At 32.5% G+C, this 24,606-nt stretch carries 22 protein-coding genes and 2 pseudogenes; 20 read left to right on the top strand and 4 right to left on the bottom strand.

Going from position 1 to position 24,606, the window contains the following annotated elements; all coding sequences use genetic code 11:
* Positions 1–44: 44 nt before the first annotated feature.
* The 3 genes from nagE to BG262_RS09035 all read left to right on the top strand — a co-directional run bounded on the left by nagE (position 45) and on the right by BG262_RS09035 (position 3,448).
* Positions 45–2,009 carry an N-acetylglucosamine-specific PTS transporter subunit IIBC gene (gene nagE / locus BG262_RS09045; protein ID WP_070788569.1) on the top strand — a complete coding sequence of 655 codons (1,965 nt, stop codon included), beginning with the start codon at positions 45–47 and terminating at the stop codon, positions 2,007–2,009.
* Positions 2,010–2,212: 203 nt separating this feature from the next.
* Entirely contained in the window at positions 2,213–2,971 is a 759-nt protein-coding gene (locus BG262_RS09040) for a threonine/serine exporter family protein (RefSeq protein WP_070788568.1), read from the top strand.
* Between the two features lie 9 nt (positions 2,972–2,980).
* Complete coding sequence (locus BG262_RS09035; protein WP_070788567.1) at positions 2,981–3,448, top strand: threonine/serine exporter family protein; 468 nt, start codon at positions 2,981–2,983, stop codon at positions 3,446–3,448.
* Between the two features lie 74 nt (positions 3,449–3,522).
* Here BG262_RS09035 and BG262_RS09030 read toward each other — a convergent pair whose 3' ends face one another.
* Positions 3,523–4,053 carry a GNAT family N-acetyltransferase gene (locus BG262_RS09030; RefSeq protein WP_070788566.1) on the bottom strand — a complete coding sequence of 177 codons (531 nt, stop codon included), beginning with the start codon at positions 4,051–4,053 and terminating at the stop codon, positions 3,523–3,525.
* Between the two features lie 176 nt (positions 4,054–4,229).
* Here BG262_RS09030 and BG262_RS09025 point away from each other — a divergent pair, with 176 nt between their 5' ends.
* Complete coding sequence (locus tag BG262_RS09025; protein ID WP_070788565.1) at positions 4,230–4,904, top strand: vitamin B12 dependent-methionine synthase activation domain-containing protein; 675 nt, start codon at positions 4,230–4,232, stop codon at positions 4,902–4,904.
* 3 nt (positions 4,905–4,907) lie between these two features.
* Positions 4,908–7,316 carry a homocysteine S-methyltransferase family protein gene (locus BG262_RS09020; RefSeq protein WP_070788564.1) on the top strand — a complete coding sequence of 803 codons (2,409 nt, stop codon included), beginning with the start codon at positions 4,908–4,910 and terminating at the stop codon, positions 7,314–7,316.
* 98 nt (positions 7,317–7,414) lie between these two features.
* On the opposite strand, the gene BG262_RS09015 is transcribed toward BG262_RS09020, so the two are convergent.
* On the bottom strand, positions 7,415–7,783 hold the full coding sequence (locus tag BG262_RS09015; RefSeq protein WP_070788563.1) for a YxeA family protein: 369 nt from the start codon (positions 7,781–7,783) through the stop codon (positions 7,415–7,417).
* A gap of 179 nt (positions 7,784–7,962) precedes the next feature.
* Between BG262_RS09015 and BG262_RS09010 the strand changes: the two genes are divergently transcribed.
* The 14 genes from BG262_RS09010 (at position 7,963) to BG262_RS08945 (ending at position 23,179) form a co-directional block, all read left to right on the top strand.
* Positions 7,963–8,727, top strand: coding sequence for a tyrosine-protein phosphatase (locus BG262_RS09010; protein WP_070788562.1), 765 nt, complete (start codon positions 7,963–7,965; stop codon positions 8,725–8,727).
* Between the two features lie 112 nt (positions 8,728–8,839).
* On the top strand, positions 8,840–10,051 hold the full coding sequence (locus BG262_RS09005) for a metallophosphoesterase family protein (RefSeq protein ID WP_070788561.1): 1,212 nt from the start codon (positions 8,840–8,842) through the stop codon (positions 10,049–10,051).
* Between the two features lie 3 nt (positions 10,052–10,054).
* Positions 10,055–13,219 carry an AAA family ATPase gene (locus BG262_RS09000; protein WP_070788560.1) on the top strand — a complete coding sequence of 1,055 codons (3,165 nt, stop codon included), beginning with the start codon at positions 10,055–10,057 and terminating at the stop codon, positions 13,217–13,219.
* Between the two features lie 5 nt (positions 13,220–13,224).
* Entirely contained in the window at positions 13,225–14,373 is a 1,149-nt protein-coding gene (locus tag BG262_RS08995; protein ID WP_099098742.1) for a glycerate kinase, read from the top strand.
* Between the two features lie 125 nt (positions 14,374–14,498).
* Positions 14,499–15,497, top strand: a complete 999-nt coding sequence (locus BG262_RS08990; protein WP_070788558.1) for an ABC transporter ATP-binding protein — start codon at positions 14,499–14,501, stop codon at positions 15,495–15,497.
* Entirely contained in the window at positions 15,490–16,317 is an 828-nt protein-coding gene (locus BG262_RS08985) for an ABC transporter permease (RefSeq protein ID WP_233278845.1), read from the top strand. Before BG262_RS08990 ends, BG262_RS08985 begins: the two co-directional genes overlap by 8 nt.
* Position 16,318: 1 nt before the next feature.
* The gene (locus BG262_RS08980) at positions 16,319–17,104 is read left to right on the top strand and encodes an ABC transporter permease (RefSeq protein WP_070788557.1); all 786 of its coding nucleotides are present in this window, start codon (positions 16,319–16,321) and stop codon (positions 17,102–17,104) included.
* A 110-nt stretch (positions 17,105–17,214) separates the two neighbouring features.
* On the top strand, positions 17,215–17,598 hold the full coding sequence (gene dhaM / locus BG262_RS10615) for a dihydroxyacetone kinase phosphoryl donor subunit DhaM (RefSeq protein ID WP_070788556.1): 384 nt from the start codon (positions 17,215–17,217) through the stop codon (positions 17,596–17,598).
* Positions 17,599–17,601: 3 nt separating this feature from the next.
* Complete coding sequence (dhaK, locus tag BG262_RS08970; protein ID WP_070788555.1) at positions 17,602–18,588, top strand: dihydroxyacetone kinase subunit DhaK; 987 nt, start codon at positions 17,602–17,604, stop codon at positions 18,586–18,588.
* An 11-nt stretch (positions 18,589–18,599) separates the two neighbouring features.
* The gene (dhaL, locus tag BG262_RS08965; protein WP_070788554.1) at positions 18,600–19,196 is read left to right on the top strand and encodes a dihydroxyacetone kinase subunit DhaL; all 597 of its coding nucleotides are present in this window, start codon (positions 18,600–18,602) and stop codon (positions 19,194–19,196) included.
* Between the two features lie 268 nt (positions 19,197–19,464).
* Complete coding sequence (locus BG262_RS08960; RefSeq protein WP_173861966.1) at positions 19,465–20,448, top strand: ABC transporter permease; 984 nt, start codon at positions 19,465–19,467, stop codon at positions 20,446–20,448.
* Entirely contained in the window at positions 20,445–21,404 is a 960-nt protein-coding gene (locus BG262_RS08955; protein WP_070788552.1) for an iron chelate uptake ABC transporter family permease subunit, read from the top strand. Before BG262_RS08960 ends, BG262_RS08955 begins: the two co-directional genes overlap by 4 nt.
* On the top strand, positions 21,401–22,159 hold the full coding sequence (locus BG262_RS08950) for an iron ABC transporter ATP-binding protein (protein ID WP_070788551.1): 759 nt from the start codon (positions 21,401–21,403) through the stop codon (positions 22,157–22,159). Before BG262_RS08955 ends, BG262_RS08950 begins: the two co-directional genes overlap by 4 nt.
* A 24-nt stretch (positions 22,160–22,183) precedes the next feature.
* Positions 22,184–23,179 (top strand): siderophore ABC transporter substrate-binding protein, encoded by a 996-nt coding sequence (locus BG262_RS08945; RefSeq protein WP_070788550.1) that lies wholly within the window; start codon positions 22,184–22,186, stop codon positions 23,177–23,179.
* Positions 23,180–23,223: 44 nt separating this feature from the next.
* On the opposite strand, the pseudogene BG262_RS10840 reads toward BG262_RS08945, so the two are convergent.
* Positions 23,224–23,361 (bottom strand): annotated as a pseudogene (locus tag BG262_RS10840) (YjzC family protein); the annotation flags it as partial.
* Positions 23,362–23,391: 30 nt separating this feature from the next.
* Positions 23,392–23,544: pseudogene (locus BG262_RS10835) on the bottom strand (YjzC family protein); the annotation flags it as partial.
* A gap of 235 nt (positions 23,545–23,779) precedes the next feature.
* Here BG262_RS10835 and BG262_RS08935 point away from each other — a divergent pair.
* Positions 23,780–24,604: a glycosyltransferase family 8 protein gene (locus BG262_RS08935; RefSeq protein ID WP_070788549.1), complete on the top strand. Its 825-nt coding sequence runs from the start codon at positions 23,780–23,782 to the stop codon at positions 24,602–24,604.
* Positions 24,605–24,606 lie beyond the last annotated feature (2 nt).

Raw genomic sequence — 24,606 nt, 5'->3', positions numbered from 1 at the left:
TAGTTTAAAAAATAATTAGTAATAATTTAGGAGAATTTTTAATAATGAAAGAATATATGCAACGTATGGGCCGTTCGCTCATGCTACCAGTTGCTACCTTACCAGTAGCTGGTTTACTAATGGGTATAGGTTATATGATTGACCCAAATGGTTGGGGTGGTGATAATTTAATTGCAGCATACCTTCTTAAAGCTGGTGGTACAATTCTTGATAACTTAGGTATATTATTTGCAGTAGGTCTTGCAATTGGAATGCCAAAGAAAAAAGATGGTGCATCAGCAATGGCTGGTCTAGTAGCATTCTTGACACCGTTATCACTTATTAATACTAACTCGGTAGCGATGTTTACAAAAGTTGCACCAGAAAAAGTTGATGTAGCATTTAGTTACATTAACAATAAAAATGTATTTGTTGGTATTTTAGCTGGTTTAGTTGCTGCTGCTTTATACGATAGATTCTGTGAAGTAAAACTTCCAATGGCTCTATCATTCTTTAGTGGTAAGCGTTTAGTACCAATTGTTACTGTACTATCAATGTCAATTATTTCATTAGGACTTTTATTTATATGGCCAACTATTTATAATGCACTTACAGCATTTGGTAAATCAATAATTTCATTGGGAGCAGTTGGAGCTGGTTTATTTGGTTTTGCAAACCGTATGTTAATTCCAACAGGACTTCACCATGCGCTTAACAATGTATTTTGGTTTGACCTTGCAGGTATCAATGATATTGGTAACTTCTGGTCAAGTACTGGAACAAAAGGACAAACTGGTATGTATATGGCTGGTTTCTTCCCAATTATGATGTTTGGACTTCCTGCTGGAGCATATGCAATTTATAAAAATTCTCGTCCTGAGAAAAAAGCTGCAACTGGATCACTTATGATGGCAGCTGCAGTTGCATCATTCTTCACTGGTGTTACTGAGCCACTAGAATTCTCATTCATGTTCGTTGCATGGCCACTATATGTAGTTCATGCTGTTCTTACAGGTATATCAATGTTTATCTCTGCATTCTTCCATTGGACAGCAGGATTTAACTTCTCAGCTGGTCTCGTTGACTTTGTACTTAGTCTACGTGTTCCAATTGCAAACAAACCATACATGTTAATACTTCAAGGATTAGTATTCGCAGTAATTTATTATGTAGTATTTACATTTATGATTAAGAAATTCAATCTTTTAACTCCAGGTCGTGAAGAAGGAGTCGGAGAAGAAACTCCTGACGTTGATGACCCAGCAGAAGATAAATTTGTTGCTATGGCAAGAAAAATTTATACAGCTCTTGGTGGAAAAGAAAATGTTGATACTATTGATAACTGTACAACTCGTCTACGTCTGCAAGTTAAAGATACAAATAATGTTGATCAAGCAAAAATTAAAGCAACAGGAGTACCTGGTCTTAAAGTAATCGATGGTACAAATATTCAAGTAATCGTTGGTACAGAAGTACAATTTGTAGCAGATGCTATGAACCGTATCCATTCTGGAGCGCCTGCTGTTGTTGCTGCACCAGTTGAAAAAATTGAAGAAGTTGTAGTTACCGGACCAGTAGAAAGAGATATCTACGCAGTAGCAGACGGAAAATTAGTTTCAATTACTGAAGTTTCTGATGATGTATTCTCACAAAAAATGATGGGTGATGGATATGCAGTTTTACCTACAAAGGGAGAAATTTTCACACCAATTTCAGGAACAATTACTAATATTTTCCCAACTAAGCATGCTATGGGTATTCTTACTGATACTGGAATCGAAGTTTTACTTCATATGGGACTTGATACTGTTAGCCTTAAAGGTGAACCATTTGAATTATTCGTTGAAGAAGGTCAAAAAGTTTCTCGTGGGCAATTAATTGCTAAAGTTGATTTAGAAGCAATTAAAAAAGCAGGTCGTAAGACTGACATGATTGTTGTCTTCACAAATGCTGATAAAGTTGAAAAATTAACTGTTAAAACAGGTAACGTACAAGCAAATGATGTTGCTGGTAATGTTTTAAATAAATAATAATAGGAAAGTGAGCTTCGGTTCACTTTTTTTGTACGTTTAAATTCTAATAAATATTCTGTTACACTGAAATTTCCTTGTTGCTTTATAGACATAAGTTATAAAATTTAAAAGATTAATTTTATGTAAAACTGCCTTTGTAGCATGGTATAGCAAGTCTTATTTTGATATAATTTAGTATAAGAATTTTAAGAGGAATATTAATGGATAAAAGAAAATATTTCTTTTTTATTTTCAGGCTGGCAGAAGTGTCTCTTGAGAATGGAGCAGAAATTAAACGAGTAGAAAGCACTGTAAATTATCTTTCGAAAAAATATGAATTAGAAGGCTTCGATGCCTTTATTATGATCAATGGTTTGATGATGTCACTTCAAAATGGTGATGAAAGCCTTCAAGCCAAAGTAAAGGAAATACCTATTTCACCGATTAATCTTGGAAGAATTGAAGCAATAAATGTATTATCACGCGATATTGTAGAAGATAAAATAGATTTTGAAGGTGCAAAGAAAAGACTTGATGAAATCAAGGATAGTAACTATGCATCCAATAGGTCGAAATTAGCAGCATATGCCTTAGGTAGTTCAACTTTCGGTTATTTATTTGCATCAAGTTTATGGGATGCTGCAGGAGCCTTTTTTTTAGGAGCAATATTGGGTTTTTATATATTGTATATTCTTCCTAAAACCAATTTAACAGATTTTCTAATCAATCTTTCTGGTAGCATTTTAGTAAGTGTTCTAGCTTGCGTAATGGTTTATATTTCACCAACATTCAATCTGTCAAGTTTGATAGCTGGAGGCATTATTTCTCTATTACCGGGAGTTGCCATGGTTAATTCTATACGCTATCTCTTTGACGAAGACTACTTATCAGGAGCTGGTATGCTGATGGACGCTGTGATGACCTCAGCTGCAATCTCAGTGGGTGTCGGTATTGTTCTAAGAGTCGCAGAATGGATATAGGTGGATAAAGTGAATTTATTATTACAATTTATAGCAGCCTTTTTAGGAACAATATCCTTTGCAGTTATTTTTGAAGTACCCAAGAAATATTATATATATAGTGGCTTTATTGGTGCGGCAGGATGGATGATTTATTTATTTGTACTTTATACTTTTAATACTCCTGTAATAGCGCTTTTTGTCTCATCTTTGATACTTTTATACCTCTCAAGAGAGATATCATATAAACTTAAAGCACCTGTTACAATTTTCTTACTATGTGGAATTTTTTGTTTAGCACCAGGACTAGGCCTCTATAAATTCACATATGCCTTCTTTACCAATAACGAGGGGGGCGTAAGCGCATCTAGCCTAGCAGTAACAGTACTTAAATCTGCCATTGCGATTTCTTTTGGTATCGCAATTGGATATGAATTACCTCCACAACTTTTCTATTTTTACCGAAAAATGAACAAAAAAAATAAGCGTTTATCATAAAAAGATAAAGCTTATAAAGAAAAGATAATGTTTGGCATATTGAATTTAAAAATTTAGCAAATTAGTCTTTTCTTTTAATTGTTTTCTTCAGTAAACCATGCTTCTGGCTGAATATCATTGAGAAATTTTTGATATTTTTTGAAGGTATCTTCACTACCAGTTGTTAAAATATGAAATGATAAATCATATATTTTCATCAAATGTTTTGAATCTTTGAAACCATTTCTCAAATAGAAATTGTAACGTCTAAGTCGTTGTTCTTCATTATCTGAATCAGCAAGACCAAGTTCTTCACTTTCAAGTATAATACCATCAGGAAATCTCTCCTTGAGCATACTTAGGATTTTAGTACCATACCCGCCATTACGGAATTTATTATCAATTGCGAAGAAGAAGACGTAAGCTTCAGTATCAGAAAGTTCACCATGGAAGAGGATTCCAACATTTTCTTCATCTTTCTTTATAATTGATAGATGAATATGGTCATTGTCATTGGTCATCTTGACTAATTGTTCAAATGGAAGTCTTTCTTCAGGTGGAAAAGCTTCAATATATGTTTTTTCCCAGTAATCTTTTGTTGAATTATCAATAGAAACGATTTTCATTTTATAAAACCTCACTTTTTATATCTAAGATTGTCTTAGATAGTATATCAGAAATTAAAATAGCTTTCTAGGAAGCTGTTTAATCTAAATTATTTGAAGATTTTTGAAATTATTAAATTCGATTAGTTAAAGAATTTTTTACAAAATAAAATTACAAAACCAAGGATAAATATATTATGCTTAAGTTAAATAAAAAAGAAATATTAAGATATTTGGGTTATAAAAGAAGTCATGAATTATCTGATGATATTGATGATTTAATAGAGAAAGAGATTGTCGAGGTTCAAGAAGCATCAAATCCGAGATATATGTATCAAATTTTCTTTTGTCACCCTGACGAAGAAAATAAAACGATTATTGTTGATGGGACTAATCTTGTACTAACTGGTAATTCTATTTATAAACATTTGAGATATGCTAAAAAGGTTGCTTTGCTTGCGACTACTTTGGGGATTGAAATTGAACAGGTAATTCGTCGTTATGAGATTATTGATTTAACCCGTTCTTTGGTTTTGGACGCATCATGTACGGAATTTATTGAAAAGCTTTGTGACCTTGCGGAGTGTGATATTGAAGTCAGTGTACGTGATGAAGGTTTGACTTTAAATAGAAGATTTAGTCCAGGATATGGTGATTTGCCACTTGCAATTCAACCAACGTTTTTGAAGACTATAAAGGCTGACACTAAGCTTGGAATTAGCCTGACTGATACAATGCTTATGATTCCAAGAAAGTCTGTTACAGCTATTATAGGGCTTTTTGAGGATAAGGAGTTGGCTTTGCCTAAAAGAAAGCAAAATAAGTGTTTATCATGTGAGATGGAAGACTGTAATTTTCGTATAGGAGGGTAGAAGATGGGTTTAAGAGAAGATTTAAGGGACAACTTTTTATTATTTGATGGTGCTATGGGGACGATGCTCCAAAAAGAGGGACTACCAGTAGGTGGGCAACCTGAATTTTTTAATTTAGAGCATCCAGAAGTTATTAAAAGTATCCACAAAAGATATATTGATGCTGGTGCTGATATCATTACAACAAATAGCTTTCAAGCAAATAGACATAAAATAGAACAAAAAGATTTGCCTAAAATAATTGAAGCCTCTGTTAAGCTAGCGCGTGATGCTGGAGCAAAGTACGTTGCCTATGATATTGGACCAATTGGACAGTTAATGTCTCCATATGGTACTTTAAGCTTTGATAATGCCTATGATATGTTTAAAGAGCAAGCAGTTGTTGCTGAGAATTCTGGAGCAGATTTGATAATATTAGAGACAATGTCTGATTTATTAGAAACGAAAGCAGCTATTCTTGCAATAAAAGAAAATACTAATCTTCCCATCTTTGTTACTATGACCTTCCAAGAAGATGGTCGAACTTTTGTCGGTACAGACCCAGTGACTGCTACCTTAACTCTTCAGTCACTTGGAGTAACAGCTCTTGGACTCAATTGTTCTTTAGGACCAAAGGAACTTCTCCCAATTGTTGAACAAATTATAGAATATGCAAAAGTACCCGTAATTGTCCAAGCTAATGCTGGACTTCCTCAAATGGAAGATGGTCAAACTGTCTATCGAATTGATGTAGCAGAATATGTTGAGTATGTTGCCAAAATGGCAGATTTAGGAGTTCGTGTTTTTGGTGGGTGTTGTGGAACTACTCCTGATTTTATTAAAAGTATTAAATATCTCCTTCAAGATAAAACACCTGTAATTACTAGTCCGAAAACTGTTACTGCAGTAACATCCGCTGCTGAAACGGTAATCTTAGATAAGAAATTGACAATTATTGGAGAGAGACTGAATCCTACTGGGAAGAAACGCTTACAGGAGGCTATAAGACAGGAAGATTTTTCATACATTCTTAAGGAAGCAATTGATCAAGTAGATGTTGGTGCTGATATTCTTGATGTCAATGTAGGGCTACCAGAAATTGATGAAGCCCAAATGATGATAAAAGCTGTCCGTGAACTTCAAGGTATTGTCACAACTCCTTTACAAATTGATAGTTCTTCAATTAAGGCAATTGAAGCAGGAGTTAGACAATATAATGGGCGACCTCTAATTAATTCAGTAAATGGTAAAGAATCAGTAATGGAAGAAATCTTTCCGATTGCTAAAAAATATGGAGCTTTAGTATTGGGCTTGGCGCTAGATGAAAATGGAATTCCAGATACTGCAGAGAAAAGAGTGGCTATAGCGAAAAGAATTATTAAGAAGGCATCTGAATATGGTATAGAAAAAGAAGATATTTTAATTGATCCACTTGTTCTTACTGCATCTGCTCAACAGGAGCAAGTACAAGTAACAATTGATACTTTGAAATTGCTTAAGGAAGAATTAGAAGTCCATTCAGTTGCGGGGATTTCAAATGTATCCTTTGGTTTACCAAATCGTGGATTATTAAATAGTACATTTCTAGCTGCTGCTGTTGGCGCAGGCCTCTCGGCCCCAATTATGAATCCAATGTCAGATATTATGATGTCGACAGTTTCAAGCTTAAGAGTTATAAATAATCAGGATAAAGATTCAGCATTTTATATTGAAAATAATCAAAATGTATCTATTGTTAGCCAAAAATCTAGTAAAGATTTAAACGGGTTGAAGAAGGAAATTTCATTTTCTGACGACAGTCTTAAGCAAATGATTTTGCAAGGCAGAAAAGATGAGACACCTTCAAAAACAAAAGAGTTATTAAAAAATCTTACTCCGCTAGAAATTGTTAATCAAGAATTTGTACCAGCTCTAGATGAGGTTGGAGCTAAATTTGAAAAAGGGACTTTATTTTTACCACAACTAATGCAATCAGCTGATGCAGTCAAGCAAGCCCAGGAAGTGCTCAAGGACTTTATGGCTCGTAATGAACAAACTGATGAAAAACAAGGAAAAATCTTGCTTGCAACTGTTGAAGGTGATATTCATGATATTGGTAAAAACATTGTAAAAATGATTTTAGAAAATTATGGCTTTGATGTTGTTGATTTAGGAAAAGATGTACCTATTAGCAAAGTTGTTTCTACAATCAAAGAACAAGATATCAAGCTAGTTGGTTTAAGTGCATTAATGACTACAACAATGCAAAATATGAAAGAAACAATCACACAAGTGAAACTTGCCAATTTAGATTGTAAATTTATGGTCGGAGGAGCAGTTTTAAATGAAGAATATCGTGAATTTGTTGGGGCAGATTACTACGCTAAGGATGCAATGGACTCAGTTAAGATAGCACAAGAATTTTTTAAAGATAGACAATCAAAAATTATGTAAAACAATTTTAAAATATAAATAAATTATGTAAAATTATGATTTCTATAATGAAAATTATGTAAAAAATAATAAATGGTCAGTTCCTAACCAACCATTTATTATTTATCTATTTTTTCTAGTGCTTTTTCTGGAACTTCATCTTTACTTATTTCTTCGTATGTTTCAACATGAGCACCTTTTGTTGTTAATTTTAAATATTTATCAACTTTTAATTCACTAATACCATTGAAAGTTATTTTTCTAGTTTTTCCATCTTCATATGCTGATGTTTGTGTGTATGAAGCAGTACCGTATCCATTTACTGAATCAGGTTTTTGCGTTTTTACATATACACTAGATTCCTTAACTAATGGATTTAATTGATCGGCAATCGCACGGAATTCCCCTGAAGAGTCTCCTAATAGATATACTCCTCCAAATGCAAGTAGTGCCAAAGCAAAAAGTGGGATAAAAATTTTTTTGAACATTATTATTTCAACCTTTCTTAAATTAATATATTTATTTTAACTTGAGAAGTCCTTTATATAATCATCCTCAAGGATGAGTTTAACCTTACAGAATTGTAAGATTATATACATCTATACAAGAATAATTGACAATGAATGTTATTTAAGTATCATTAAGATATAGGATAGGGGGAATAATAATGACAAACGAGAATTCAGATAAAAATATAGTAAACTTTAGAGATATTGGTGGTTATGAAACTAAAATGGGCAAACTTCAAGAAGGTATTTTTTTCCGAAGTGGTCAACTAACAAATCTAAATGAAAAACAAATTGGTTTACTGAAAAATATCTGTAAAATAAAAACAATTTATGATTTTAGGAGTCAAGCAGAGGTTAACAAAGAAGAAGATACAAAAATTGATGATATATTATATAAACATTTAGATGTATTAGCTTCAATTCAACATGGGGGATCTGCCTCGCTTGAAGGTATGTTCTCTGATTTAGATAATATTGATGAATCTATGTATAAAACTTATGAAGAGATTGTACTTAGTGAATCTGCACAAAATAGTTATCATAAATTTTTGCAAGATTTAATTGAAGAAAAATACTCAATTGTTTTCCATTGTTTTGCAGGGAAAGATAGGACTGGTTGGGCAGCTTATTTAGTTCTGAAGGCGGCTGGTGTTTCTGATGGCGATATAATGAAGGATTATTTAGAAACGAATGTATCTAGAAAATCAGCTAATGATGAAATAATTAATAAATATAAAGATAAATTAAATGACCAACAAGTTGCTGGCTTAAAAATTGCTTTGACTGTTAAAGCTGAGTATTTAGAGTATGCTATAAAAATTATGAATGAAGAATATGGTAGCTTTGAAAATTATCTCTCACTAGGTCTAGGTTTACCTAACGATTACAGAGAAAAATTTACTAAATTATATATTGAAAACTAATATTAAATAAAAATTCATCATCTGATGGATTTTTTTCGTATATATACAAAAGAGCTTGTTTGATAATGGTATAATATTCTTAGATAATTTGAAACGTTTGAAAGGAATTTATATGAAATTTTTACATACAGCTGACTGGCATATTGGAAGAACAATTAATGGTTTTTCTTTACTTGAAGAGCAAAAGTATGCTTTTGAGCAAATTAAAGAAATAGCAAAAAATGAGAGTGTTGATGCTTTAATTATTGCGGGTGATTTATATGATCGTTCAATTCCGTCAGTTGAAGCAGTTACTACTTTTAATGAGATGCTTACAGATTTAGTTATTAATGAAAAAATTCCTGTTTATGCTATTTCAGGAAATCATGATGGAGCAAAGCGCTTGAATTTTGGTCGAGATTTTTTTGCTGACTCAAATTTTTATCTTTCAACAAACATAGAGGAAGCTATGAAGCCAGTTGAAACTGAAGATACACAGTATTTCCTTTTACCCTTCATTGATCCATCTGATGCTCGTGTTTATTACAAGAACATTGTCGATGAAGATGATGATACTGTAAAGTCATATACTAAAATTTCTGATGCTGTAAGAAGGATAGTCTCTGACATGCGAGAACACTTTGTTGAAGGAAAAAACCATGTATTAGTGACTCACTTTGCTGTTAGTAAAAAAGGTGAAGAATCAGATGATGAGTTAAAACAATTAATGCTTTCAGAGACAACTTCAACAGTTGGAGGCCTTGCCACTTTGACACATGATATTTTCAAAGACTTCGATTATGTTGCATTAGGTCATATTCACACTCATAAGGCTAGTCCATCTGAAAGAGTAGTTTATAGTGGAAGCCCTGTTATTTTCAACAGTAAGGAAGCCAAACTATCAACACAAAAAGGAATTTATATTGTTGATGATTTTGATGGAAAAATTAATACGAAGTTCATTAATTTGAAAGTTAAAAAGCCATTTTATGTTCTTAATGAAGATTTTGAAACCTTAACTTCAAAAGATTTTTATAAGAAATACTCTGGACAAATTGCATGGTACAGTATTCAATTGAAGGATTATGACCGAAAAGCCATGGAAGGCATAAATATCAGAGCAAGACTGGAAGATATTTATGGTACGGATATTGTAGAATTAAGTTTTGAAGAAAGCTCACAAGATAATAAGAATCAAAGTCAAAATAAGTCTACCTATGTAGGACAAAATGCACCGGAAGTTACTATCAATAATTTTTATGAGGAAATGACTGGACAGAAACCATCTGACTTTCAGGAGAAGGTGATTGAAGACATTCTCATTGATATTAGAAAGGAGCGTTAAATAATGAAGCCAGTACAATTAGAATTAACGAATTTTGGCCCTTATCGTAAGGAAATAATAAACTTTGAAGACTTGGACCAAGCTCCCGTATTTCTTATCAGTGGAGATACAGGTGCAGGAAAGAGTACTATTTTTGATGCGATGACTATGGCACTCTTTAACGTAACAACAGGAGAACGCAAACCTGAAGAAACAAGGTCAACATTCGCAACACTCGAAGATGAACTGACAAAAATTGTCTTTTATTTCAGGCACGGTAGCCAACTATATAAGATAGAGCGAGTACCAGGTCAAGAGCGTAAGGCTGCGCGTGGCAAAGGGTCAACATCACAAAAAGCCGAAGCTCATTTTGCTATTGTTGATCAAATCGGTGGAGTTGAACTCGAGGTTTTAGCTTCTAAGCCAGTTGATGTAGCAACTGAAGTAAATTCGCTCTTACAGTTGAATGCTGAACAATTTAAACAGATAATTCTTTTACCTCAAAATGAATTTAGGAAATTTTTGATTTCTAATACAGCTGATAAATTACCGATTTTGAAAAATATTTTTGGAACTCGCCTATTTGAAGACTTTGCAAACAGGGTTGAAGATAAATATAGACAATCAAGAGTAGAAAATGAAAAATACTCTAATCAATTATCTGGTCATTATGACAGTCAAATATGGTCAGAAGAAGAAAGACTAGAGTTTGGGCAGACAGATGAGAGCTATAAAATAGAGCTTGCAGGAAAATTTGTATCAAACTATAAAGAGAAAGCTGATATTAGTGATAAGTCAAGGATACAAGCCAAGGATGATTTGAAATCAGCACAAATGGAATTAGATAAAGCAAAACAATTATCTGAGAACTTTCAAGAGTTGAATACTGTAAATATAAACTTTGAAAATGAAATTATTAATCAAAAAGATAAATATAAATACTATATAGATAAAAAGAATCAGCAGGACTTTTTAGATGACATTAGAGATACAATTAGGGATCTAGACCATAGTCAAAATGAAATTGATAAATATGGAAAATTACTTGAATCTAATAAAGACAAGTTGAGCGAAACAGAGAAAAATACTCATCTTTTAGAGATTGAACTTAAGGAACATTTATCGCATGAATCAGAAATTAAACTTTTTGAAGAAAATCTTGATGAGTGGAAAGAACTTAGAAACACTGCAAATCAAGTCATAGCTTATGAGAGTGAGATTATATCTTATTCAGATGAATTAAAAAAATATGAAGTTCAAAAAAATTCTAAATCAGAGCTATTAGAAACAAAGATAAAAGATAAAAAGAAACTTGAAATAGGAGCTATTTCACAAGAAGAGGTTACAAAAAATGTAGCTGCTTATGATAAAGCTAAATTTATAATTGATAAAAATATAGCTCCGCTTTTAAAAGAAGTTTCTACCTTAGAAAAAAGAATTATATCTTTATGTGGCGAACAAGCTGAATCTAAAAAAAAGCTTGAATCAGATAGATATAGATATAAGGATTATTTAAGTGAACTTGAAAGTGTTAAAGAAAATCGTCGTGAGTTGATGGTGGCACAACTTAGGGAAGAGTTGGTTGACGGACAAGAATGTCTTGTCTGTGGCTCACTTGAACATCCTGTTACTCATAATCATGATGGAATTCAGGCAAATGAGTCAGAACTTAAAGATTCAATGGAAAAAGTCGAAGCCTTGCAACAGCAGGTTGGAAGTTTGGAACAAGATTTAAAAAATCAGGAAGAATCTCTATCTCAAAATGAGACAAGAAAAAATGAAATTCAATTAGAAATTGATAATAAAAAAACTGATATTAATAATAATTATGATGAAATAAAAAATCTTTTTGATGGGTTTCCAAGTATTTATGATGAAAGTCTGGTTAATCAATCTTTAATTGAATTTAAAAATTCAATAGATGAGTTAAAATCGATTTTTGAAAAACAAAGTCTAGCTTTGGCTGAATTAACTGATGAAATAACGAATGAAGAGCATATTCTTTTAAATTTACAAAATGAGATAGATACAAAGGTGGCATTGAAAGATTCAGCAGTAGGAAAGTTATCTATCATCAATACCGAATACCCAGAATTAAAGGATGTATCTTACTATACGGATAAAATTGAGATTACAAGCAAGAAAATTAGGGATTATTCAAGTAAGAAGGAAGAGTTACAAGGGAAATTTGCTAATTTACAGAGTGAGGTTAGATCTTTAAAAGTTATTGTTGAATCTAATGAATCACATCTAAAGGAAAATCAAGATATAAATGATTTGGCTTCTGCTAAGGTTAAGGGAAAATTAACTGCTCCTAGTGCTCTAACTAGTGATGAAAATATTTTGAGAGAATGGATTTCTGAGACAGAGGTCTATGGGCAAGCTATTGCCTTTATAAACACTTACAAGGAGCGTGAACGTACTTTAACTGAGAGGAGAGAGAAGCTTTTAGAATCTCTATCTGATAAGGAAATTCCCGATTTAGATTCCTTTGTTGAAAAATATGAACGGAGCCAAGCTAAGTACGATAATGCTAGCCAAGAATTCACTAAGGCTGAAACTAATTACAATAATGCTAAGGCAACACTTGAAGAAATTAAGAAAATTTCTGAAAAACAAGGTATCCATTTAAAAACTTTCCAGGAGTTGAGTGACTTAAATAGTGTGGTTAAAGGTAAGACTGGTGATAAACTCAAGCTTGAGACATATGTAGTTCAAGAATATTTAAATCAGGTTCTGGACCAAGCCAACAAGCGTTATATTGGAAAGCTGACTAATGGTCGTTATCAATTTGTTCTTAGCAATGCTCAACGTGACGGTAAGCGCTCAGATTCGGGACTTGATATAGATGTATTTGATTTTACAACCGGAACTACTCGCTCAACTAAAACCTTATCTGGTGGTGAAACCTTTATAGCAGCTCTTTCAATTGCCTTATCTCTATCAGAAATAGTTCAAAATACAACTAATGGAATTGTCATTGATGCCTTGTTTGTTGACGAAGGTTTTGGTTCGCTTGATAAAGAGACGCTTGAAAAGGCAATGACGGCTCTCGAACAAATTGGTGAAAATCGGATGGTTGGAGTAATCAGTCATGTTGAAGACATGAAAGAACGGATAGCACAACAACTTATCATTTCCAAAAGCGGAGATGGTAGTAGTACAATTTCGATGATTGATAGGAATTAGGAGCCATTATGACAAAATTTGTTCTAGCACCAGATTCCTTCAAAGAATCAATGACAGCACGTGTTGCTTGTCAAAGTATGACTGAAGGGATCAGAAAAATTTATCCTGAAGCTGAGATTGTTCAAATTCCTATGGCAGATGGTGGAGAAGGGACTCTTGATTGCCTAATGAATTCCCAAAATGACCAGAAAATAGATGAGCAAGTTATGGGTCCATTGTCAAAAACATTAATAAATTGTCACTATGGACTAATTGAACAAGGTAAAACGGCAGTAATTGAGATGGCGCTGGCAAATGGTCTTGAGTTACTTCCTATTGAAAAAAGAAATCCACTAATAACAAGTACATATGGAACTGGTCAGTTAATTAAGTCTGCCCTTGATAAGGGAGTAGAAAAAATCATTATTTGTATTGGAGGGAGTGCTACTAATGATGGTGGTGCAGGTATGGCGCAAGCTCTTGGATATAGATTATTAGATAAAAATGGAAATGAAATTCCTTTTGGTGGTGGGAATCTTAATCTACTAGAAAGAATTGATTGTGAGAACTCACATCCAAGATTAAGAGAAGTCGAGATTGTTGTTGCATCAGATGTGACAAATCCACTAACCGGTTTAAATGGTGCGAGTAATGTTTTTGGTCGACAAAAAGGTGCGACTGAAGAAATGGTGGTTGAATTAGATTCTAACCTTCATCATTTTGCAAAAGTTATTGCGCGTGATTTAAAGGTTAATATTGAAAATACGCCAGGTTCAGGAGCAGCAGGCGGACTAGGTGCAGGCTTATTAGCATTTACAAAAGCAAAAATTATTTCAGGCTTTCAGATAGTTAGTGAGCAAAATGAACTTGAAAAACATATTGCACAAGCAGACTATGTTTTCACAGGTGAAGGAGGAATTGATTCTCAAACAGCATTTGGCAAAGTTCCTTCAGGTGTGGCAAAAATTGCAAAAAAATATAATAAACCGGTCATCGCTTTTGCTGGTTATATTGGGGAAGATTTAGAAGTTCTTTATCAAGAAGGAATAACTGCAATCTTTGGTATTCTACCCAAAGTAGAATCACTTGAAAATGCTCTTTTAAAGGGAAAAGAAGATTTAAGAAGAGAAAGTGAGAACGTAAGTAGATTAATTAAAAATACTAGTCATAAATAAGATAAGGTTACTAGGTTAATAATCTGGTAACTTTTTTTAAAACACTATTGTAATTCGCATTAATCCGTACTATAATAATTTTAGTTTTGAAAGCGTTTTTTTATAAAATTAATATGGGAGATTTTATGATTACAGTAAGTCATTTAGAGAAGGATTTTAAGAAAGTAAAAAAAGGAGATGGTCTTTCAGGTTCATTTAAGGCACTATTTAAACCTGAGTATGAAACTTTTGAAGCTGTTAAGGATTTATCTTTTGAGATTCCTGAAGGGGAAATTTTTGGTTTTATTGGTGCAAATGGAGCTGGTAAGTCAACTACTATAAAAATGTTGACGGGAATACTAACACCGACATCGGGCTTTATTGAAATTAATGGTAAAAATCCACAAAAAGATAGGCAGTCCTATGTAAAGGATATTGGTGTTGTATTTGGTCAAAGAACTCAACTATGGTGGGACCTACCTCTTGAGGATACCTATAAGGTTTTGAAGGAAATTTATGAGGTGCCTGAAGAAGATTTTGTTAAGAGAATGAATTTTTTGAATGATGTTCTGGACTTAAATGAATTTATTAAGGATCCTGTGCGTACACTGTCTCTCGGCCAACGAATGAGAGCAGATATTGCAGCCAGTCTTCTGCATAATCCTAAAGTTTTATTTCTTGATGAACCAACCATTGGTTTGGACGTGGATGTAAAAGATAGGATTCGTAATGCTATCAAAAAAATTAATCAAGAAGAGAAGACAACCATAATTTTAACTACCCACGATTTAAACGATATCGAGCAATTATGTAGTAGAATATTTATGATTGATAAGGGAAAAGAAATTTTTGATGGAAGTGCTGAAGAGTTAAAAGAAAAATTTGGGAATATCCATGAAATTACCTTCAAGATTAATCAATTAGAAGATTTAGAAAAGCTTCGGTATGAGGAAGATTTTTCTGACGTCTTACTTGAACAAGAGGATAAAAATATAAAAGTTCGCTTTGATGCTTCAAAGAACTCAGCTTCTGAAATTTTACAATATACCTTAAATAATGTTTCAGTATCAGATGTATCAATAAAAGAGGCTGATATTGAAGATATAATCCGTCGTTTTTATAGGAAGGAGCTGAAAGATGACTAATATTCTAGAAAATTTTTCTAAATATCGTCTTTTTATAAATGCTGGTATTCAAAGAAGTGTTGCTTATCGGATGAATTTTCTTATCTATAGGATGGCTGATATCTGTGGGGCATTAGTTTCTTATTACTTGTGGCAGGCAATATATCGTTCTTCTACTGAAACAAAATTAGGTAATTTCTCTGTTCAAGAGATGAGTCTCTATGTCTTCTTAAGTGCATTTGCAAGTGTATTTATCAGTACCTATGTTAGTAGTAATATAGGTGAAGAAATAAAAGAAGGGTCAATTGCTGTTAGACTTCTTAAGCCCATTTCATTTATTGGTACTTACTTATTTGATGAAATAGGTTCTAAACTCATTCAAGTTTCAGTTTCTGCCCTTCCAATTCTAGGAGGACTTTGTCTTTTTCAAATTATAGATCCAAATACATTGCCTTTTAACTTTATGAATTTAATTCTCTTTCTAGTGAGTTTGCTTTTATCATACTTGTTGAATTTTTTCTTCAATGTATGTTTTGGATACACAGCATTTGTTCTTCAAAGTTTATGGGGAGCAAATTTATTAAAATCTTCAATAATCAATTTCATGTCAGGGGTCTTAATACCTTTATCATTTTTCCCAATAGCTATAAGAAATTTATTTACAATACTTCCCTTCTCATCATTAATCTATACTCCAGTAATGATTTATCTTGGTAAATACAATACGGAACAATTAATTAAAGCTTTTTCAGTCCAGGTTGCTTGGATTATTTTCTTTTATATTTTGTCTAAAATCATATGGAAATTTGTTATCAACCGTTTGGTTGTACAAGGAGGATAGGATGAAGAGAATATTAAGATTAGAAAAAATATTTATTAAGCAATATCTCAAACAACTGATGGAATATCGTGTTGACTTTATAGTAGGTGTTCTAGGAGTAGTTTTAACTCAAGCTTTAAATATTTTATTTTTAAAAGTTATTTTCAGCAAAATTCCAACTCTAGAAGGTTGGACTTTACAACAAATTGTTTTCATATATGGATTCTCCCTGATACCCAAAGGTCTTGACCATTTATTTTCTGATAATTTATGGGCAGTAGGTCAAAGACTAGTATGGAAAGGTGATTTTGATAAATATATGACGAGACCAATCAATCCACTCATCCATGTAATTATCGAGACCTTTCAAATAGATGCCTTGGGCGAATTGATAGTCGGTATAGGTCTCCTCGCAAGTACAGTCGGTACTATAACATGGACACCAACAAAAGTTATTCTCTTTGTTATAGCCATTCCATTTGCAACAATGATTTATACCAGCCTAAAAATAATTGCTTCAAGTATGGCATTTTGGAGCAAACAGGCAGGCAGCATCATGTATTTCTTTTATCTTTTCAATGATTTTGCAAAATACCCAGTTAGTATTTATAACACCTTTATTCGTACGATAATTAGCTTTATAATACCTTTTGCATTCACTGCCTTTTATCCGGCGAGTTTCTTTCTTACAGGGCAAAATGTCATGTTTAATATTGGAGGCTTGATTATTGTTTCCATAATTTTATTTATCATTTCACTTTTAATATGGAATAAGGGACTTTCAATTTATGAAAGTGCAGGTTCATAGTTAAATATACTTTAAATTACTAGGTTAATTCTTAGTAATTTTTTACTAGTTTTTTATGGGAAATAATATTATAATATCAATATAGTAAACGCTTTCAAAAAAGGAGAGAAATGAAAAAAAGTATTATATTACTTTCGCACAGTAGAAAAATTACAGATGGGCTGAAAGAGATGATAGATGACATGCAACAAAATGAAGATGTAGAAGTTGTATCTCTTGGAGGAACATCAGATGGTGGACTAGGTTCCGAACCATTATTGGTTGTCGATCATGTTAATCAGTCAGCTGAAGATGTGGAATTCTTTGTATTTTCAGATATAGGAAGTGCAGTATTAAGCGCAGATATGGCAATGGATTTTTTAGATGAAAGTCAACAATTAAGATATCATAATATTGATGCACCATTGATAGAGGGAGCTTTTGTAGGAGCGATTACTGCTGGAGTAACTGATGATATTAATCAAATTATTGATGAAGCAAGAAAGGCGAAATAGAGAATGAAAAAAATTATTAATGATCCATCAAATGTTGTTGAAGAAATGCTTTCAGGGATTGTCAGGAGTTATGGAAATCTTGTTGAAAGAGTTGATGATTCTAGAGTTATAAAAGAAAATAAACTGTTCAATCAAGTGTCATTAGTTTCAGGAGGAGGCAGTGGTCATGAGCCAGCACATGCTGGATTTGTCGGTGACGGCATGCTTTCGGCAGCAGTTTTAGGTGATGTCTTTACATCTCCAACACCAGATCAAATTTTAACTGCGATTCAAAGTACAAATAATGGTCAAGGAGTATTATTAATAGTCAAAAATTATACTGGAGATATTTTAAATTTTGAGATGGCTAAAGATATGGCAGAGATGGAAGATATCAGAGCTGAAATTTTGGTTGTTGATGACGATATTGCTGTTGAAAATAGTTTGTATACAGCAGGTAAACGTGGTGTTGCTGGTACGATTTTAGTTCATAAGATTTTAGGTGACTATGCTCGACAAGGAAAAAATCTTGATCAATTATTAGAAATCGGAAATGATGTGGTATCATCACTAAGAAGTATAGGTATAGCTTTACGAGGAGCTACCGTTCCTGAAGTTGGCAAAGAAGGGTTTGACCTTGCTGATGATGAAATTGAATATGGTGTAGGTATTCATGGAGAACCTGGGTATCGTAAAGAAAAACTTCAACCATCGAAAGTTCTTGCCTCAGAGTTAGTTGATAAAATTCTTGCTAGTTATGGATCAGAAACAAAAGAGGTTGGAGTTCTTGTAAATGGAATGGGTGGAACACCATTAATGGAACAGTTTATCTTCATGAATGATGTTTTAGATTTACTTGATCAAAAGGGAATTAAGGTCATTTTTACAAAAGTAGGGAATTTGATGACTTCTATAGAAATGCAAGGATTAAGTCTTACAACTATTGATTTAACAGATAAATCTGAATGGCTTGAAAACCTAGAGAGTCAAGTTACTACTATTTCTTGGTAGATTGGAGAAAAATGAATATTACTGTATTAGAAGTCCAGGCATGGCTTGATGACTTTGCAAAAAAAATTGAAGAAAATAAAGATTACTTAAGTCTACTTGATACCCCGATTGGTGATGGTGACCATGGAAATAATATGTCTCGAGGAATGGCTGAGTATAAAAAATCTTTAGAGGATAAGCAACCTAATACAATTAGTGATACTTTTAAAATTTTGGCAATGGCTTTAATTTCAAAAGTAGGTGGAGCAAGTGGTCCTTTATATGGAACAGCATTTATGAATATGACTAAAGCGACTGTTGGAATTGACGTTATTTCAAGCTATGAAGAATTATCAAAAGTTATCGAACAAGGACAGATAGGCATATCTACTAGAGGAAAAGCAGACTTTGGTGATAAGACAATGCTTGACGTATGGATTCCAGTTGTATCATCAATTAAAGATGAAAATTTTAATGATGAAATTATTGAAAATGCAAAAAATGCTACTAAAGATTTAGTTGCAAAAAAAGGACGTGCATCATATGTTGGTGAAAGAGCTATTGGACATATTGATCCAGGAGCGACCTCAAGTTCATATTTATTTGAGACTTTGTTAAATTACATCTAATTTAAACATATAACAATTCACAAACTAAATCATTAGGATTAATATCTTAATGGTTTTTTTAGTTATTATTTTTATATTTCAAGGCTCATACTCATAATTTAGACATGAAAGTAAAAAATGTTTTACATTTATATTGTCAAACACTTTTTACAATGTTATACTAAATTTGTCTTCAAGTGATAAAAAAATTCACAAGCTTATAAATATGTTACTTAATAGCTTATGAATGTTTTATTTATGAAGGAATATTTCTTGGATTCAAGAACATATGGAAGACAAATCAACGATTTTAAAAGGAGTCGAAGTGAGAAAATATCTACCACTTATGACCTTGCTATTAGTAAGTCTACTGTCACTCTTTATCGGAGTACATAATATTACAATTGATGGTATTTTGCATGGAGATTCACAACAATTAATGATGTTAAATAAGGTTAGACTTCCTAGAACTATTAGTTTAATTTTAGCTGGTGGTATGGTGAGTATATCAGGAAAAGTCATGCAGCATATGATGCAAAATAAGTTTGTATCAGCAGGTACTATCGGAATGATGGATAGTGCAAGACTTGGAATACTTGTTGCCATGTTGTTTTTTCCTGCTTCAACAATTCTTTTGAAATCGACATTTGCATTTATCTTTGCTTTCATTTCTTCGCTAACTTTTCTGGCTTTAAGTCGACTATTGCCTAAAGGAGATGAAATGATTCTACCCTTAGCCGGTATAATGTATGGAAATATTATCGGTTCAGTGGCGATTTTTTTTGCCTATCAGTTTCAAATAATCCAAAATCTTTCTTCTTGGCTTCAAGGAAATTTCTCTACAATCATGAAAGGACAATATGAGCTAATCTACTTAACAGTTCCTGTTTTCATAGCACTTTACTTAATGGCCTATAAGATAACAGTGCTTGGATTAGGTGATGAAGTAGCTGCGAGTCTTGGTATGAACTACAAATTAATCCAATTAATTGTTTTAGTTCTTGTTTCCCTTGGTAGTAGCTCTGTATTGATAATGGTTGGAAGTATTCCATTTCTTGGAATAATCATTCCAAATCTTGTATCAATATTGTATGGAGATCACTTGAAAAACACTCTTAATCTAATATGGATATTTGGTAGTATCTTCTTAGTTGTTTGTGATATTTTATCAAGAACTCTCATAGCCCCTTATGAGATTCCAGTTAGTGTTATTGTTGGAAGTTTAGGAGGAGCAATGTTTATCTTCTTCCTATTAAGGAGGATGAGAAAATGATTAAGGACAAAAAAATATGGATTAAGGCAAGCTCATTATTTTTTGTAGCAGTATTGATGGTGATTGTTTATCTTACCTACAATACTTATGGAAATTTAGATTTTGCCCTATCTCTTAGAGGCAAAAAAGTTATTGGTTTTGTTCTTGTTGCAATTGCAAGCTCAGTCGCAACGATTTCTTTTCAGACCTTGACCAATAATAGATTGTTAAGTCCTGGTATTCTTGGCTTAGATAATTTGTATGTACTGATTCAAACATCACTTTTCTTCTTTATAGGAGGAGTAAGGATGTTATCACAAGAATCAATTTACTTGTTTCTTGGAACAATCTTGATAATGACAATTTTATCTACTCTAATAATTGTCATGTTTGCAAGGAAAGAAAAAAATGACCTCTATGAAGTCCTAATGATAGGGATAGTATCGGGAACCTTTTTTTCAAGTATAAGTACTTTCTTACAAGTGATAATGAATCCAAACGAGTATGATATGCTTCAAGGTAAGCTGTTTGCGTCATTTAATAATGTGAATACTAACCATATGATTGCAGCAATAATTATCATCTTGGTTGCCTGCATTTACTTTTTATCTATATCAAGTCAGTTGGACGTATTAACCTTGGGGCGAGATGCGGCAGTTAATCTAGGAATAAATGTGCATCGAATTCAAATTTTGAGTCTAGTATTTATTTCTATGCTGACGGCGACATCTACGGCTCTTGTTGGGCCGACAGTCTTTCTGGGCTTCATTATTTCAACTATTAGCTACATTTTCTTTGGGTCATTTAACCATCGAAACTTGTTTATCTGCAGCTCTTTGTTGGGTATAATCCTACTTGTCGGAGGACAATTTATTGTAGAGCAAGTCTTCGGATTTTCAACAACTATTAGCGTAATAATCCAGTTTCTTGGTGGAGTAATCTTCATAGGAAAAATATTAAGGGAGAGAAAAGTATGATTAACATTAATAATCTAGCAAAATCAATTGGAAAAAAAGAGATTCTATCAAATATTGATTTAGAAATCCCTGCTGGAAAATTTATTGCCTTTATTGGACCTAATGGTGCTGGTAAATCAACTTTACTTTCATTGATAAGTAGATTGCAAACATTTAATGCTGGTGAAATATACATTGATGAAAATGAGCTTAAATCCTGGTCGTCAAAGGAGCTTGCTAAGAAATTGTCAATTCTTAAACAAACAAATGCTTATAACTTAAAAATAAGTGTTAGAGATTTGGTATCTTTCGGTCGCTATCCATATAGTAAAGGAAGACTGACTAGTGATGATAATGCAATAATAGATAAGGTTTTGAGTCAAATGAATTTAAATCATTTGTCGCAAAATAACATTAATGAGTTATCTGGTGGGCAGCTACAACGGGTGTATATTGCCATGATTTTAGCTCAAGATAGTGATTATATCTTATTGGATGAACCCCTAAACAATTTAGATATGAATCATGCACAACAGATAATGACACTTCTGAAAGAATTAGTAGCAGAAGAAAAGAAAACAATTTTTATCGTCCTACATGATATAAACTTTGCTTCAGCATATGCTGATTACATTGTTGCCATGAAAAATGGTCAAATTTTTCAAGTAGGGCAAACAGAAAAAATAATTCAAGAAAGTGTACTAAGTGATTTGTATGATATGCAAATCAAAGTTCACCAGATTGAAGGTAAGGCATTTTGTCAATATTTTAATTAATTATTTTATGGAGGATAACGTATAATGAAAAAATTTTTATCAACTTTTTTGCTTGCTGTCAGTGTGATTACACTAGCTGCCTGTGGGAACTCAAAGGAATCATCAAGTAAAGAAAGTTCAACATCAACTAGTCAAGTATCAAGTTCAAGTTCAAGTTCAAGTGAAACTAGTAAAGCAGAAGATAAAAAAGTTGTAGAAATCAAGGATAAAAATGGAAAGAAAACTGTTCCTTACAATCCAAAGAAAGTTGTAGTGTTTAATTACAGTTCTCTTGATACTCTAGATTCACTAGGATTAAAGGATAGAGTTGTTGGGCTTCCAAAAGATGTTCTTCCTACATATTTAAAACAATATGGTAACGTTGAATCTGTTGGTGGTGTTCTAGAGCCAGATTTAGAGAAGGTTAATAAAATTAAACCTGATTTAATTATCATTTCTGGACGTCAAAAAAATTATCAAGAGAAGCTTGAAAAAATTGCTCCTACAGTATTCTTTTCAGTAGAAGAGTCAGCACCTTGGAAATCAACACAAGAAGGAATCCAAGAGTTAGCTAAGATTTTTGGGAAAGAAGAAGAAGCTGATAAAAAACTTGCTTCAATTCAATCTTCAATGGATAAATTAAAAGAAGAAAATTCTAAATCAGATAAGAAATCTTTGATTATCATGGCAAGTGAAGGAAGTCTATCAACATTTGGTAAAGAGTCTCGTTTTGGAATCATCTTTGATGCTTATGGTTTTAAACCTGCAGATGATAATATCAAATCTGAAGGTCATGGACAAAGCGTTTCTTATGAATATATTGCAGAAAAGAATCCTGATATCATCTTTACGATTGACCGTACAAAAGCAATTGGAGGAGATGATTCAAAAAATAATTTAGCTGACAATGATTTGGTTAAAGAAACAAACGCAGGAAAAAATGGTAAAGTAATTTCATTAGATCCTCAAGTTTGGTATCTAGCAGGATCAGGAATTGAGTCTTTAGAAATAATGACAAGTGATCTTCAAAAAGCCGAGTAATAAATAAAAAGTATTGAAAGTTAACTTTCAATACTTTTTTCAAATTATATTCTGAACCAACCATTGCCAGCTTTTTTTACTGGTGGGAGTCTATCACCACGGTCAATAGAAATGATGTGCTCTTTTTCAAGTTTTTCACCATTTGGTCCAACTTCAATATATTTACCAGCAGGTAAATTATCTGTTCCAGATTTGTGTGGAGTCATATGAAGCCACCCATCACCAGCTTTTTTTGTTGGTGGAAGTCTATCACCCTCATCGATAGTAACAATGCGTTCATTAGGAATTCTACCGCCACGAGGCCCAACTTCTCTGTACTTGCCAGGAGGCACATTATCAGTTCCTGGTTTTAAAGGTTTTACCATAAAATTCTCCTTTTTATATATATAATTTTTAATACTCAACAAAAAATGAAAACGTTTTCTATGATTATTATACTCAAGTAAATATAAAAAAGCAAGATAAAAGTTTGATAATTCTTGACAATTCATTTTTTAATTATATAACCCAACCCTAAAAATTATCAATAACATTATGTATCCTTGATTGGAAAATCAATAAATGTTACTCTTGTAATAGAAAACACTTACGAGGTATATGATGAAAGAAAAAATAGACATATTAGTTACAATAGATGAAAACTATCTTAATCCACTTCAAGTAATGCTAACATCAATATATCTTAATAACCAAAACGATATATTTAAAATTTGGCTAATACATCAAAGTATTCCGCAAGAAAAATTAGATTCATTAAATAAACAGGCTACTAGATTTAATTGGGAATTTGAAGCAGTAGTGGTTGATGAAAGCTTATTTGATAACGCGAAAACTGTTGATAGATATCCAAAAGAAATGTATTTTAGATTACTAGCAGGTCAAATATTACCCGAAAAGCTTAAAAAAGTTCTTTATTTAGATCCAGACATACTTATTATTAATCCACTAAGGCCATTATGGGAAGTGGATTTAAAAGGAAACATGCTAACTGCCTCAACGCATGCTGGTGTAACAAGTCTTATTAATGGTGTTAATAATATACGTTTAGGGACAGATCATGATTACTATAATTCAGGAATAATGATTATGGATCTTGATATGCTGAGAGCAGTCGTAAAAATTGAAGATATTAATGATGTAATTGAAAATTATAATGCTGTTTTGATTTTGCCAGATCAAGATATTCTTAATTTCTTATATGGAAATTTTATTTTGAGTGTACCAGAAGAAATTTGGAATTATGATGCACGTAAATATACAAGTTATCTAACAAGAAGTCTTGGAAAAGAAGACATTCATTGGGTTGCAAAAAATACAGCGATTTTACATTTTTGCGGTCAACCAAAACCTTGGGATGAAAAAAATGACACGAAGTTTACTGCACTTTATGAAAATTATCGTATGTTGACGAATAATTATATTTAAAA

The sequence above is a fragment of the Floricoccus penangensis genome, from assembly GCF_001832885.1.
GTDB classification, from domain to species: domain Bacteria; phylum Bacillota; class Bacilli; order Lactobacillales; family Streptococcaceae; genus Floricoccus; species Floricoccus penangensis.
Note: the sequence above shows the minus strand (reverse complement) of the source record. Positions and strands in the feature narration are given on the sequence as shown.